Genomic DNA, 13,850 nt, shown 5'->3' on the forward strand with positions numbered 1-13,850 from the left:
ATCGCAACAAAATAATCTGCCGTTTACGCTCGATTATTCCGCGCAGCAGGCGTCCTTTTTCGGGGATTCGTCGACACCGTTACCGTCTGCGGCAACCGGTTCTTCGATTCGATAGAGACTCTGCCGAGCATCTGCAAAGTAGATATTCTCGTCAACAATCCCAATACCCTCGAGACGTTCAAGTGCGTACCGGACGGTCCGGGCTGAGAGCATCGATTCTTCGACGATCTGTTTCTGGGTCAATGGCCCATCGTACTCGAGAACCTTGAAGACGAGTTTGGCGCTCGGTGGCAAGTCTTCGATGTCCTCCCCGTCGGTCTCTGCCATACTACGAATCGAACGGTCCCAGCGGCATAAAAGTTGAGCCTTACGAGACGTTGCCGAAATGAAAAATTCCGATACAATCGAGACAGTAAAGTAGAGTCAGATTGCGTGTATGGCAGTATATCGAAACCTGACCCGATAGTCAAATACTGGTAGATTCTGCAGCAACCGAGACTAGCACTACTGTGCTATCACGTCGTTGTCAGTGGGTGAAAGGAGACCTGCTGTGTGATCGACTGCCCAATCTCTGTGCGAACCGATGGCCGTAATTCTCTAGTCGCCACTGCACGTCACTGCACACCTGATTGTACGAGGGCTGTGCGGTCAGTGTGTGAATCGGTTCAGTTGTTCCGATACCACGTCCCGACGCTGTGGCTGTCGCTTTCCCCATAGTGCTACTCAAAATGGGCTCCACCTCATCGCATAGTCGTCGTTCGATTCCGTCTACTGCCGTTCAGTGGCCACATCCCCGCGACATTTCTGACGGTTACAGCTGCTTCCAGACGTCCTCATCGTCCTCGAACCCGCCGTCGGCAGGGTCGGCGAACTCGGTTTCGTCCTCGAGTCCTAACTCCTCGGCTGAGAGTGCCGGCTTCTTGTCGGTCGCGTGTTGTTGCTTCGTGAGGTTCATCTCCGGCCAGGCGGTCTCCTCCCAGAGACCACGTTCGCTGTAGTAGTAGACCACACCGTCGCTGACGACGGCAAACAGACCACGCTGGCGGTCGTTGACGACGCGCTCGTTCGTGTCGATGGCGACGTCGACGACGTCTTCTAACGTATCGAGTGAGATGTGATAGTCTCCAACCCACATCGGAATCGACCCACGCGAGATCCACTCGGCATAGCGCTGTTCGTGGACTGCACGGCGGGCAGCATCCTCGTCGATCGGCGCTCGTCGAGCAACGAACGCGGCACCCACGAGCGCGAGTGTGCCGAGTACGGAGAGCCCACCAATGACTCCCAGACTTCGTGACTCGGTCGTCTGTTCCGTCGCTGTCTGGTAGGTGTGGCCGTCGGAGGCAGACAGCGACTCCGCCAGCCAGTATGCGTCGTCGGTCACGTGAAACGTTGTCGTTGCCTCTTGTGTCCCCTGATTTCTCGCCGTCTCGTACTCAACGTGGAGTTCGACCTCGAGATCGACATCACCGACGCCGGACAGCTCACGCTCTAACTGGCGCTGACGGTCGCGGTAGGATTCGACATCGATTGTCGTCGCCGACATCGCGACACCGCCTTCGACTGCCGGTGACTCGTCGATTTCGGTGTGTGTCTCGTTCCAGAACGACTGCCCGTCTCTGGTTGCCTCGAAGCGAAGCGTCAGCTCGTGGTGGACGCTGGCGTCGTCGATCGGCGTCCTGTCGCCCTCGTCGACGAGTCTGGTTTCAGGCTCGAGGGTCAACTCTGGCGAGGCGTTGAGCACGTAGACACCACTGTTCTCGAGTCGATCACCTTCGTTCCAGAGCTCGCCGTCCTGGACGACGACGGCACTCGTCTGGACATCGGTCGAGACACGTTCGTCGCCGTACTGGGTGGTCGTCTCCGTCGTGGGGTTTGCGACAGCCCACCCAGTCGCGACGAGCGCGAGGACGCCGATGACGATCAGTGCAATCGTAAGTAGGCGACCGTACTGGGCGAGCGCGAGCTCGAGACGTGGATTATCGATCACGGTTCGAACACTTTGCTAGACATATTGGCTCCGTCCCGCCACTGTTCCCGGCCCGTCCCAATGGGTCGGCTGGAGGACGCGCACATACACATTCACTTTTTGCGACCATTATAACGATATCGGCCCTTCCTGCTGGATCGATGGTTACAGCCATTTTCGGAGTCGCCGTGCGAGACGCGTCGACAGCGAGACGTGCGTGCCAGCAGAGCGAAGGCGCAAATCGCCGCGGCCGAACACCACGAGGACGATCGTGACGGCGACGCCGACGATAACGCCGTTGACGGCAGCGATCGCGACGAGCGGATGGAGTCCGTGGAGCCAGACCAGAAGCGACGGCGGTAACACCGCAAGATAGCGGTGCTCACCGACATGGCGGGTGTACTCCCCGGTCGTCTCGGGCGCTGTCAGCGAGACCGTCGTCTCCCCGCTCGAGCGAATCCCCACGGTCTGCCAGGGCGGGTCCGTCTCGACGTTGTTACTTCTGGCCTCGTGGACGACCACAATCGGCAGATAGCCCGCGTTGTCGACCGTCCGGGTGAGTTCACCCGTCTCACCGGGGGCGAGCACCTGTGGATTGTCCTCGGGAGTCTCAGTGCTCACGATTTCGTACTCGGTTGTGCCTGCTGGAACCACCATCGCTGCGGTCGCAAACGTCACGAACACGAGCAAGACGAGGCCGAGTGTCGTCCAGAACGCGAGCACGTTCTCGCGAGAGCGCGAGCGCGTTTTCTCGCGTCGTCCAGGCCCAAGTCGATCAACCAGCGCCCCGAAGCCGAGCAGGGCGACGCCAACGGCGACCAGCAGCGAGCCGATCCCCTCCGAGTCGGGCGACGTCGTCAGACCGATAATCGGTGCGATCGTCCCGACAGCCGACTCCACGGTGTCATGAACGCTCATAATCGCCGTCCCGAGATGCGGAATCGTGACGGCCTCGCCGTTTACCTGCCAGGCTTTGGCGACGATCTGGCCGTCCGTGACGTGGGGCTCGCCGCCGTCCTGGTCGGTAAACGGGTTGGCGTCGCCTTTCGTGACGTATCCTTCACTGGTTTCGCCGACGACGCGATGGGTCGTCAGCCCGCCGCCGTGGAGCTCTCGCGCGTCGAAGACGACCACGTCGCCCTCCTCGACCGATCCCGTGACCGCGCTTGGAATCGCGACGAAGCCGTCGCCGGCGTTCATCGTCGGCTCCATACTGCCCGTCGCGACGTAGCCCAGCAAAATCGGCTGTCCCAGTAGCTGGCCGACTAACAGCAACACGATGGCGAGTGCGACGACGACGCCGAACACTCGCTTGAGGAGCGTCGCTGACGTCATTGACTCGTCCTGCGGACGTTCATGAACACCTGACTATTCAATTGGATTGTTATTCGAGATCGACCATCTTAAACGCCTCGTGGAGTGGCCTCGAGTCGCCACGCTTACCTCGAGACGAACGCCCAGCGGCGGTTCGCCGCGGCTGCCAGAAACAGGAACCCGGCCGCCGTCGGCGGGGCAAGCGCTGCCGTCGTCGCCGCCGAGAGTTCGCGGTCCCGAATCTGGAACGGTTCGGGGTCGGTGACGGTGACCGAGCCCGCGTCGACGCCACTGATCGCGATCTCGTACGTTCCCGCCTCGTCGAACTGTCGCTCGAACGTCACCGTTCGCTCCGAGTTCGGCTCGATCGTCACCGTTCGTGTGTCGACGACGATTCCGTCGACGGCGAGCTCGAGGGTGCGGTCGACGGCGACGTCCGTGGGATTGTGAACCGTCGCGTCGATCGTCGCCGTCCCGCCCGTGGTGATCTCTGCAGTGGTGACCGACGCGTCGAGGACGTCGATCGGCGGCCCCTCGACGGTGACCGAGGTGGTCTGTCCGTCGACGCCGATCTCGTACGTGCCGGGCCACTGGAGCTCCCGTTCGAAGATCACCGACACCGTCTCGCCGGGGCCGATCTCGAACGACTTGGTGTCGACGACGACGCCGTCGACGGTCAGCTCGGCCGTCCGCTGTTTCGTCGTCGGACCGTCGTTCCGGTAGGTCGCGTTCACCGTCACCGAGTCGCCCGTCTCGACGGCCGTCGTATCGAGTTCGATGGACTCGAGGTCGACATCGGTCGACTCGTCGTCTTCGTCGTCATCCTCTTCGTCGGCCTCGTACCGGACGTGAACCGTGAACGTCTCCGTCCCGCTCTCGGCGAGATGCGTATCGATCGCTACGCCAATGCTCGTCGTTTGGCCGGCCGTTGGCTCGAGGGGGTTCGATTCTGTGAGTTCGGTAGTTGCGTCGCCATCCGCGTAAAACTCGAGGCCATCGACGTCGTTACTGATCCAGATCGACTCGATATCGTCGGCATCGTCACCCAGCGAAATCGTAAACACCTCGACGAACTCCGTTACCGTGTTGTCGATAACAGTGAGATCGAGCTCGAGTTCGCCGTTCTCGATGGTCGCGTACCGTTTGTCGGCCGGCTCGAGGACGACGTCGTCGCTCGCTGGATCCTCACCCACCGTGATCGCCGCAGTCGGGACTGCGAGTGCGAGGAGAAAGCAAACCGCCGCGGCTGCGAATAGGGCGTTGGTGGATGGCATCTGAGGGGTCAGTTATATTTTAATTCGGCCCTGATCCTATCTGATACTCCGTGTGACAAATTCGGTCAACAGGAAAATCTTATTGTGCGTCTGTAATTTCAATTTCTAAAAGACCGTCATCGTCATCTGTGGATCCAGTTTCGAGGCCGACTGTTACTTCGACGGCTTCGCCATCATCAACCGTATCGCCGTCACTTTCATCACCAAAGTCTTTGCTTTCCTCATCCACTTCAGCCTCAAATGTGAACGTTGACTCGGTAGTAGCGGAAAACTCGACGTTTACGGTCCCGTTCGAATTGTCGCCTTCATCATTAACGAGCACAATGAGGTCCTCGAAATCCCTGCTGGAATTTGCCAAAAACGAATTTTCGTCGCCAAACGTGATCGTCACATCGTTGTCCATGAGGCTAAGGTCGCCACTGGAGGCCTCGTAACTATCGTAGTCGTCGCCCGCGGTAGGGAACGCACTGCCCACCTCGTCGATATCGACACCTACATTCTCCACATTGTCGATGTCTTTCAGCACAATATCGATGAATTCCTCGGCGATAGCGTCACCCGTGACGACGTTGACTTGAAGGCCACGGTCTGCTTCTGTTGTGCTGAACGCACCTGAGCCGAGTGCAGCGCCGCCGCCAATTACCATCGTTCCCAGTCCAATGAGTGTGCTTCGTCGGTTAAGTTTCATGAGTGTGTTCTCTATGCAACCTCGTCGAACCCATCGCCTGCATCGACGGGTCCAGAACGCGGTTCTTACTCACACCGTAGGGTGCCACCCACTTTGTATTAGGTGTCGAGAAGGATTTCTGGCTTGCCCGTACCCGTTGAACGGGCACCAATACCTACTTCAAGTCCGGCCTGAACGGCCGAAATCAGTCGGGTCACGACTTTCGTCGAGAACCGCGATCGTGCCCACATCCAATGGGGACGGAATAGCAGGAACGCCTGCTGTTTTTTCCAGTGTAGGTTTGCGATCTCTGCGTGACAGTCGGTCACTCCAGATCGGTGGGTGGCCCAGAGTCGATCGATCCCCTCCCGTCACGTTCCGGTTTGAATTGATGACTGTCAAGCTACCAAATAGAAGGTAGGGAGAAGGTTTACTACCGACCAACCACAGGTCGGTCCGGAAACCGACGCGAGGATGCGCGGACTCGTCGTCCGGATCACCTACAGCAGGACCGACATGGAATACTCTCGCAGAAACATACTGGCCGGACTCGGTTCGCTCGCGATTGGCGATGGCGGTGCGCTGGTCAGCACCGGCGCATTCAGTTCGGTCTCAGTCGATCGGACGGTGAGCGTTACGGGGGCGAGCGACTCCGACGCGCTGTTGTGACTCGAACCATACCTCGATAGCCCTAATGAGGGCTACGCAGAGGAAACGGATGGGACAATCGAACTCAATCTATTTGAAGTTCGAATGTATCCCCACTTGTGTCTTGGAATGTTAGTTCAACCGTTATCGTAGCACCTCGCGGGTCTCCATCAAAATCATCGAAGCGCAATTCGACATCATCTCCGGGACTCAACTCAAGATCTTCACTCACAAGGAAGTCGACCAACGTACTATCATCGATCGGTATTTCATCAACATCCTCAACAACACGGTCAATATTTCTCCCTTGCCCACTTCCGGGGATTCCCAGTAATTCACCGTCATGAACGCGAGTGATTGAGTCATTGGTGCTATTTCTTATTCCAATAGCCTCTAAGACAATATCTATATCACCAGTATTTTCCAGTGTGAAAGTAATAAGGCCACTTCCACCAGTGGGAATTACTTCACCCGTGACTTCAGCCTGCTCGGCCTGTACTGCACTGAACTCTTCTTGTATGACGATTTGACCTTTTTTTGGACCGCTTTCAGACTCATATATATGTACAGTGATTTTTACGGGTGCGACACTAGTATCATTTGACTCAATCTTAATACTCTTTGAGTCTTCCTCTGAGCCATATTCTGTTAAATTAAAATTCCGCTTTTCAAAATCAAGATTTATACTATCGTCACTCTCTTCCAGCGTTACGTCCATATAGAGTGATGTGTTATTCGTGAACACTGGTTCGGTACTAGTTGAATCGTCGATACCGAGTAACGCGTCCTGCTTATTATCAGCAGCACTGACCGCAACCCCACGCCCGGTTTCGAGCGAGCTAAACGCGCCGGTGCTGATCAGTGCACCGGCACCGATCGACGCCGCCCCCAGTCCCATGAACACCCGGCGCTTCATTGACAGTTGATATGTCTTATATCGCAATAAGTCCATTGGCAGGATTGTCACCGAGACTCATACCGAAATGTGTACGACGATCGCTCAGCGGTTCAAGTAATCACTACCCGTTTTGCTCGTACCTCAACTCCCATCCGCAACCGTGATCCTGAAGGGCCGAGAGCGGCTCAAGAAGTGGTCGTGGTTGCTGTGATCGTAATGTCGCTAGGATTGCTGGGTGCTGTGTTAGATTTTAAATTGACGCTGATAGTGATGATTTCTGTGTCGTCGTCTCCTGCCTCGTCCGGTTCAAGTATCGCCGAGCGTGGGAAGAATTCAACGATATTTTCCAACTCGTCGTCGGTTTCGATCTCCAACTCAACCCTTTGAGACCCGTTGTTTTCGATCGTGAGTGCGTTATCGAACCTGGTCGTCGCGTTGTGATTGAGCTGATCGAGATTCAGTTCGATCACGTCACCGCCCCCGGCAGAGAGCCCGGCGTACTCGTCGCTGACCACGAGCGACAGGACCGCATCCTCGTCGCTCGCTGTATTGATTGTGACGGTCCGATCAGCGCTCAAACTGCTAAACGCACCGGTCGCGATTGCGGCACCAGTACCTGTGGCTACCGTCCCTGCTGCGAGCAACACGTTCCGCCGGTTCAGTCTCACTGTCAATGATTCTCTTGTGTGTTTTATCTGCTGACATCGGTCTTTTATCGACCGTGACCAGTGCGTTGGGTCTCGAGCCGTCCGATCATTCCAGAATTATGTTCAGTTCACAGGATGAGTTGATGATGTTTGTTGACTCGCCGAAAGTTCATTAGGCGGATTGGTCTTGGTTCGCCTCGAACAGGAGGCTATCAATGTCGCCGAGAGGGTCGTCATCACCATCACCGGTATCGTCCATCCCGAGCGTGTTGATTATAATATCAACCGTGGTTTGATTGTTACTTCCATCATCAGTACCAAGCTCTATCTTCTCGTCACTGTCGTTCCATGCATCTGAATCAACAGCGAACACGATCTCCGGATCACCTGTACCAATACTCAGCTCGTCGTCCTCTTTAAGAATAGAATCATTCTCATCGCCGACTTCTCCCAGAGAAACATCGACCGTGATAGAATTTTCAGAATTGTTTGTTATCTCTAGCGCACCATCGAATGTCGTCAGTGCGTCAAGGTTGAGGTCATCAACGTCAATTTCGATTACGTCGTCATCATCGCCTGAACTGCCCTGCAGCGTGTCCCTCTTTACCTCCAGTCCGAGGAGTGCACCTGAGTCACCTGCCGTAGTGAGGCTGACTGTCCGGTCGGCTTCCACACTACTAAACGCACCCGTCCCGAGTGCGGCTCCGCCGCCCGCGACGATCGTTCCCAGTCCAACTAACACATTGCGTCGGTTCATGCTCATGATTGTGGTCTCCATGTAACCGCGCTGCGACCCTCGCCGATGGGATGGAACGCGGCTCTTGCTTCTACCTTGGGACCCCACCTACTTTGTATTGTGTATCGAGACTTTGTTCAAGGTTGATAATACTTGCACCGAAAATTCCCAGATCACCTTCAAGACTGGCTTGATCCGTCGAAATCGGCCGTCTCGAGAATTCGGCGAGTTAGCAATACCCATATGTCCCACTGTCGTGGCTACTCGAGTCACCCTGCAAACGCCACCATTTGCGACGCGGCTGACACAGACACAGTTCGCAGTATACTCGAGGCCACGACGAACCGTTACAGTCACCACACAGAACGCGATCGAGCTATGCGATACCCTGACTGTACGGCGAGCTTATATTTGCTGCCCGCGTAGCTCTAGTACGCGCGTAGACACTCGAGTCAGCCCGTATCTGGGCCGATTTCTATCTCACGCAGCCGACCCACAGATCTATGACACGACCACTCACCGTCATCGCGCTCGCGTTCATCCTCGTCGGAGCGATGGCGATGGCCGGCCCGACGTTCGGATTTGCCACCATCGCCGCCGACCGTGGCGTGAGTGTCGGGACGGCCGACGACTCGAGTGCGTATCTCGGCCTCGAGGATCGCTCGGCGTCGGCGGCGATCGACGCACCGGATGGGACGACACCCGTCTACACGCTGACGGACAATTTCGGCGGGGCAGAGCCGGCTACCGTCGACGCCTCGGTCGTTCGGATCACCGACGAGAGCAGCGCAGTCGTCGCGTCGGACGCCCTCGAGGCGACGGTCCAGCCGGGCAGCACAGCCGACACGTTCGACGTGGGCCTCGCGTGTGGGAACGGGGAGACGCTCGATGGGAGCTATCGCGTCGAACTGCGGCTTCTCGCCTCGGCGGCTGGCTCGAGTGTCGATGCAACACGGACGACGGCCGCGTTCGTCCCCGTTGACTGTACGACGCTTTCAGACGAGCCGATCGTGGTCTCGGTGGACGAAAACGGTGATGTCGCCACCGGCGGCGATGTGACGGTCGACAATAACGTCGCTGTCGGCGGAACGATCTCCAGCGGCGGCTCGGTGACCGTTGGCAACAACGCGAACGTTGGCAGTATCGTCTCTCAAGGCGATATCATCGTCGCGAACAATCTCGTCAGCGGTGACATCGTCGCCGGCGGGAATGTCATCATCGGCAACAACGCCGAGATCGACGGCGACGTCTCGGCCTGTGGTTCGGTCGTCGTGGGGAACAATGCGGTCGTCACTGGGACGATCCTCGAGAATCAGACCGATCTGCCCGGTGTGCAGTGTTGAGATTGCTGTTTGTGTCCTGACAATCCGAAAACGTGACTCCAGGCCGTACTCGGGGGTAATCCCACGAGTTCGTGATAGTACAGTATACTTATTGGTCGTGAGTTCCACGGCTTCATACAGGTGCTTCAATGGCGACACAGGCTGAGACACGGTCAGATCCAGGTCAGGGTGAAATTTTCGACCTGCTGAGCAATCAGCGCCGTCGCTACACGATTCACTACTGCAAACGCGAGGGCGAGCCGGTCGAACTCGGGGACCTCGCCGAACACGTCGCCGCCTGGGAACTCGACAAGGAGATCGACGAGCTGACCTCGGCCGAACGCAAGCGCGTCTACACATCGTTACAGCAGACCCACCTGCCGACGCTCGAGCGAGCCGAGATGATCGAGTTCGATAATCGAACGATCGAGCTCACCGAGAACGTGTCGGAGCTGGAAATCTACCTCGACGTGGTGCCCAGCGATTCGATTCCCTGGAGCACGTACTATCTCGGCCTCTCTGCGGTCGCAACAGTCGTGATGGGTGGGCTGTGGCTCGAGTGGATCCCCACCGAGACAGTGCCGGAACTCGGTTGGGCGACGATCGTCGTCGCGCTGTTCGTCGGGTCGGCGGTCGTCCACGTCGTCCAGAGTCGGCGGCTGCGATTAGGAGCGATGGAGAAGCCTCCGTAGCTCGGCCTCGAGACGGGATCGTCACTTTCAGGAGTGATAATCAAGCGGTCACTGTGGACTTTTGTCCCGTTTCAAGCCGTTCCTGATGTACAGACAGACATTCTTCTCTACTTTAATATACGTAGGATATATAATATGGTTCTTCGATGGCTCAATAAATGACTCCCCGGACACGCGCCGATGACCGATCAGAACTGTCCGCTGATCGGGGTGGCGCACCGATCATTGGCATCGTCTTGCTCTTTGGAATGGTACTGGCGGGTGCAGTGCTGGTCTTTGTCGCTGCGGGGCCGCTGTTCGACGCCCTAGAAGGCCAAAGCGAACGGGAGCGGGCGATCACCTACATGGGACAGACCGATCAAGCGCTCACGACGGCGACGATTTCGGATGGGTCACAGTCGCTCGAGGTTCCTCCTGATGCCGAGATGTCGGTTATTGATGATGGCTTGATCGAAGTCTCATGGTACAACGAGTCAGCGGATCCGTGGAGCGGCCAAGCGTGTACTGCACCTACCAATGAGTCAGGGACGCTTGGTGCGCTTGAGTACGAACTCGACGACCGAACGATTGTCCACCAGGGTGGTGGTGTCTGGGAGCACGACAGCGGCGACACGACGGCCATCTCGGATCCGCAAATCGGCTACGACGGAGAGTCGCTGCAACTCCAACTCATGCAGATCAGTGAGAGTGATGTCGATGGCTCCGGACTGGCAGCGACGGCAGATCACAGCAAGTCAATGGCCCTGACGAATGAGATCCAGGCGACAGCAAGCGACTGTGACGGCAGCAATGTCGCGTTCAGGATCAAAAGTTCGTACCACGAAGGCTGGGCGACGTTCCTCGAGGATGCACTCGGCGAGGACGAAAACCCCGAAGTCACCATCACGCACGACGAGGACGGAGGAACGGTCGTGGCAACGATCGAAGGCATCAGAGAGTCGTCAGAGGAGCCAACGTTCATCGTTGCAGCGGATAAGGGACTCACGGACTCGGACGGTGATCGGATTGATCCGCCCGTTCTCAGTAACAAGTCATCGGCTCTCCGAATCGGTGGCGTAATCGAAAATGTCGGTGACGAAGCAGACACTCAAGATGTCGGCATCACAATCTGGGATGATGAAGGCGAACACAGCAAGGACGGGGAATTAACACTTACACCCGACGATGATCCACAGGACATATCTGAACCAGGTCTCGGTGGTCACAAGGGAAGCCACGTTCAGATCCCAGCACCCAATTCGTTCGAGTTCACAGCAGGCGAGACGTACGAGTATACGATTTGGACGGAAGACGACAAACTCGACGAACCAGGTTCATTCTATTACGGTGAGCCGGGTACCGCTCTCAAGACCGATGACGTCGACACCAACGAAGTCGACGGCAATGTAACGATCACGGCCGATGTGTCGAATATCGGCGTCGGGAAAGCGGTAGACGCCGACGTCACTCTCGAACTCCTCAACAAAACGGATACCAAAGAAATCGACGTCGACTACGGAGCCGAGGGAACCGTTGAGTGGGTGATAAACAAGAGTGCGATCCCAGTTGGAGAACACGAATTCACAATCACAGTAGATGACAACGAAGTCAACGGCACGATCGAAGGCGACGCAACCGGTGGCGACGGGATGGCATTCGTGGTCATCGGCGACGAAGGTGTCGGTGACGACCAGTTCGTTACCGACGACGGGAGTCCCTTTACCGTCAGTGCCGAAGTCGAGAGTACGTACCTGACCACCGTCGAGCGGGACGTGACGCTTTCGATCCCGGACGCGAACGTCAACATCTCTGAACCGAAAGAACTCGAGAACGGGACGACTGACACAGTCGACTTCGCCGTCGACCCCGATGACCACGACTTCGAGCACGGAGAGGTCTACGACTACGACGTCCAGGCCGAGGGCGACGGACTCGAGAACGCATCGTTCTACTTCGGCCATCCCGGGACCGAGTTCGGACTGGCAAACGGCGACGCGACGGTCGACGACGAGAACGTCACGATCACGGCTGATCTACACAACACGGGCGTCGAAGGCGGCGAACAGGATGTGACCGTCGATCTCGATCTGAAAGACGACGAACTCGACAACGACCCATACGCAGAGACTATCGATGCCGGCACTGCCGACCGAGCCGTTGGCGAGAACGCTACCATCGAACTACCGATCAACCGGAGCGTCCTGGTCACCGGCACCTACGACGCGACGATAGCGACCGAGGACGACGAACTCGAGATGAGGTTCGACGTCGACGCCGGTATCGATCCAGGGGATGTCGAACTCGGTGGTGTCGAGAATGCCGAGGTGGCCGTCGAGGTGCTAGGGTCGCAGGTGTCCGGTCCTGGCCAAATTGGACTCCCACCGTTTTTTGGCGAGTACACTCACAATCTGGCGCCGATGACACTCGATATCGTGGCTAATGGGGAGACAGTCCATTCCTTCGAGAATCCGGATGGAGGAAACAACGTCAATACTGGGCCGACGTGGCAAGACAAGAGCGCAGACAGCTACACGTACAACTTCACTGTCGAAGACGAAACGGACCTTACCCTCAGGAACGCGCGGTATGAGACGTGTCAAGATCAACAGACTGATCCAAACAGCCTTAATCACTACAATGGTCCGACCAATCATGAATTTACGTGGTGTCAAGACGTTTCCGGATCGTCAGTGTTCGGGCCAATCGACGCCTCAGAGGACGCTAACCTCCAGAACGTCCGAGTTCGAAGTAACGAGAGCAACACGATTCCGGCGCTCCCTGCAGGGACCGAGCAACAGCTGAGTGCCACAGAGGTGCTCGAGCAACACGATCTGGTCGAAGACGGTGACAATGAACTCGATCTCGGCCCAGGAGAGTTCGTGTTCCTCTTCGAGAATACTGAGTCAACGAACGAAGACGGCATCGACGCACTCTGGAACGAGGCGATCGATGCCTACGAAAACAATCCCGATGAGACTTACGACCCCAACTTTAACGACCTGATCGTCTACGTCGAGGTTGAACAGGCAGGCGTCGACCCCCGCAAGCCAAGCATCACTATCAGCCCCGAGAGAGGCAGCGAGGCAGACGTTGATTCCGGAGACGGCGGCGAGGCCGGTACGCCGGGCGATGTCGACCTCGAGCTTGGCGGGGATGCAGATTCCGGTGGCTCGCCCGACGTCGGACCCGGTAACTCCGATGGGGATGGTGTATCCGGCGGTCAAGGGGTCGACGATACCGGCATCGATATCGACTCCGATCACATCGTGATCGGTTGAGTCGCCAGTTTCGATAGCCGGCTGTTCACGTCCAAGTGATGGTCTGCACGCTCTCGAGATCAACCCGAACGCCTTTTTAGGCCCGAACGCGGACATCGAGCCATGTCGACCGAATCGATCAGTGACCGACGCGAGCACATTCGCTCGATCAGCGTGACGGCACTGTCAGCGCTGCTCGGCGTCGCCGCGGCATTCGCCTCGATGTCCATTACGGGCGATGTCGGCCCGGCGGACGCGGCTGGAGATACGCGAGCGCTCATGCTCGTCGCAGGGGCGATCCTCGCGCAGTTTCTGCTCTACGATTTCACCGGAATTTACGGTGAGGACGAGTTCGGGGTGAAACACTACCTGTTCATCACGTTCATGACGTTCTCGCTGTGGTTCGTGACGTGGGGGATCCTGCTGACGGCGGAGGCCACGATCTAA

Annotated in this window: 13 protein-coding genes; 5 read left to right on the plus strand and 8 right to left on the minus strand. The window is 57.4% G+C overall.

Annotated features, from left to right (window positions below):
• Positions 1-33 precede the first annotated feature (33 nt).
• The 5 genes from ACERJA_RS05255 to ACERJA_RS05275 form a co-directional block, all read right to left on the minus strand.
• Positions 34-327 (minus strand): helix-turn-helix domain-containing protein, encoded by a 294-nt coding sequence (locus ACERJA_RS05255; RefSeq protein WP_006066251.1) that lies wholly within the window; start codon positions 325-327, stop codon positions 34-36.
• 484 nt (positions 328-811) lie between these two features.
• A complete protein-coding gene (locus ACERJA_RS05260) occupies positions 812-1,990 on the minus strand; it encodes a DUF5305 domain-containing protein (RefSeq protein ID WP_373607212.1) in 1,179 nt (392 codons plus the stop codon).
• A gap of 144 nt (positions 1,991-2,134) precedes the next feature.
• Positions 2,135-3,304: a signal peptidase I gene (locus tag ACERJA_RS05265; protein ID WP_373607213.1), complete on the minus strand. Its 1,170-nt coding sequence runs from the start codon at positions 3,302-3,304 to the stop codon at positions 2,135-2,137.
• Between the two features lie 104 nt (positions 3,305-3,408).
• Positions 3,409-4,557 (minus strand): hypothetical protein, encoded by a 1,149-nt coding sequence (locus ACERJA_RS05270; protein ID WP_373607214.1) that lies wholly within the window; start codon positions 4,555-4,557, stop codon positions 3,409-3,411.
• A 79-nt stretch (positions 4,558-4,636) separates the two neighbouring features.
• Positions 4,637-5,203: a hypothetical protein gene (locus ACERJA_RS05275; protein ID WP_373607215.1), complete on the minus strand. Its 567-nt coding sequence runs from the start codon at positions 5,201-5,203 to the stop codon at positions 4,637-4,639.
• A 537-nt stretch (positions 5,204-5,740) separates the two neighbouring features.
• Between ACERJA_RS05275 and ACERJA_RS05280 the strand changes: the two genes are divergently transcribed.
• The gene (locus ACERJA_RS05280; RefSeq protein ID WP_373607216.1) at positions 5,741-5,893 is read left to right on the plus strand and encodes a hypothetical protein; all 153 of its coding nucleotides are present in this window, start codon (positions 5,741-5,743) and stop codon (positions 5,891-5,893) included.
• A gap of 64 nt (positions 5,894-5,957) precedes the next feature.
• On the opposite strand, the gene ACERJA_RS05285 is transcribed toward ACERJA_RS05280, so the two are convergent.
• The 3 genes from ACERJA_RS05285 to ACERJA_RS05295 form a co-directional block, all read right to left on the minus strand.
• Positions 5,958-6,770, minus strand: coding sequence for a hypothetical protein (locus ACERJA_RS05285; protein ID WP_373607217.1), 813 nt, complete (start codon positions 6,768-6,770; stop codon positions 5,958-5,960).
• Positions 6,771-6,955: 185 nt separating this feature from the next.
• Positions 6,956-7,285 carry a hypothetical protein gene (locus ACERJA_RS05290; protein ID WP_373607218.1) on the minus strand — a complete coding sequence of 110 codons (330 nt, stop codon included), beginning with the start codon at positions 7,283-7,285 and terminating at the stop codon, positions 6,956-6,958.
• 304 nt (positions 7,286-7,589) lie between these two features.
• Positions 7,590-8,180: a hypothetical protein gene (locus ACERJA_RS05295; RefSeq protein WP_373607219.1), complete on the minus strand. Its 591-nt coding sequence runs from the start codon at positions 8,178-8,180 to the stop codon at positions 7,590-7,592.
• 476 nt (positions 8,181-8,656) lie between these two features.
• Here ACERJA_RS05295 and ACERJA_RS05300 point away from each other — a divergent pair, with 476 nt between their 5' ends.
• The 4 genes from ACERJA_RS05300 (at position 8,657) to ACERJA_RS05315 (ending at position 13,850) form a co-directional block, all read left to right on the plus strand.
• On the plus strand, positions 8,657-9,496 hold the full coding sequence (locus tag ACERJA_RS05300) for a polymer-forming cytoskeletal protein (RefSeq protein WP_373607220.1): 840 nt from the start codon (positions 8,657-8,659) through the stop codon (positions 9,494-9,496).
• Between the two features lie 128 nt (positions 9,497-9,624).
• A complete protein-coding gene (locus ACERJA_RS05305) occupies positions 9,625-10,167 on the plus strand; it encodes a hypothetical protein (protein WP_373607221.1) in 543 nt (180 codons plus the stop codon).
• A gap of 158 nt (positions 10,168-10,325) precedes the next feature.
• Complete coding sequence (locus tag ACERJA_RS05310; protein WP_373607222.1) at positions 10,326-13,424, plus strand: flagellin; 3,099 nt, start codon at positions 10,326-10,328, stop codon at positions 13,422-13,424.
• A 102-nt stretch (positions 13,425-13,526) separates the two neighbouring features.
• Positions 13,527-13,850: a hypothetical protein gene (locus tag ACERJA_RS05315; RefSeq protein ID WP_006066243.1), complete on the plus strand. Its 324-nt coding sequence runs from the start codon at positions 13,527-13,529 to the stop codon at positions 13,848-13,850.

Origin of the sequence: Natronorubrum sp. A-ect3, assembly GCF_041821125.1 — an archaeon.
Taxonomy (GTDB): Archaea; Halobacteriota; Halobacteria; order Halobacteriales; family Natrialbaceae; genus Natronorubrum; species Natronorubrum bangense.

Excerpts from the sequence above, each read along its gene's own strand:
- ACERJA_RS05255 (WP_006066251.1), bottom strand. The coding sequence starts at position 327 with ATGGCAGAGACCGACGGGGAGGACATCGAAGACTTGCCACCGAGCGCC.
- ACERJA_RS05265 (WP_373607213.1), bottom strand. The coding sequence starts at position 3,304 with ATGACGTCAGCGACGCTCCTCAAGCGAGTGTTCGGCGTCGTCGTCGCA.
- ACERJA_RS05270 (WP_373607214.1), bottom strand. The coding sequence starts at position 4,557 with ATGCCATCCACCAACGCCCTATTCGCAGCCGCGGCGGTTTGCTTTCTC.
- ACERJA_RS05275 (WP_373607215.1), bottom strand. The coding sequence starts at position 5,203 with ATGGTAATTGGCGGCGGCGCTGCACTCGGCTCAGGTGCGTTCAGCACA.
- ACERJA_RS05280 (WP_373607216.1), top strand. The coding sequence starts at position 5,741 with ATGGAATACTCTCGCAGAAACATACTGGCCGGACTCGGTTCGCTCGCG.
- ACERJA_RS05285 (WP_373607217.1), bottom strand. The coding sequence starts at position 6,770 with ATGGGACTGGGGGCGGCGTCGATCGGTGCCGGTGCACTGATCAGCACC.
- ACERJA_RS05295 (WP_373607219.1), bottom strand. The coding sequence starts at position 8,180 with ATGAGCATGAACCGACGCAATGTGTTAGTTGGACTGGGAACGATCGTC.
- ACERJA_RS05300 (WP_373607220.1), top strand. The coding sequence starts at position 8,657 with ATGACACGACCACTCACCGTCATCGCGCTCGCGTTCATCCTCGTCGGA.
- ACERJA_RS05305 (WP_373607221.1), top strand. The coding sequence starts at position 9,625 with ATGGCGACACAGGCTGAGACACGGTCAGATCCAGGTCAGGGTGAAATT.
- ACERJA_RS05310 (WP_373607222.1), top strand. The coding sequence starts at position 10,326 with ATGACTCCCCGGACACGCGCCGATGACCGATCAGAACTGTCCGCTGAT.
- ACERJA_RS05315 (WP_006066243.1), top strand. The coding sequence starts at position 13,527 with ATGTCGACCGAATCGATCAGTGACCGACGCGAGCACATTCGCTCGATC.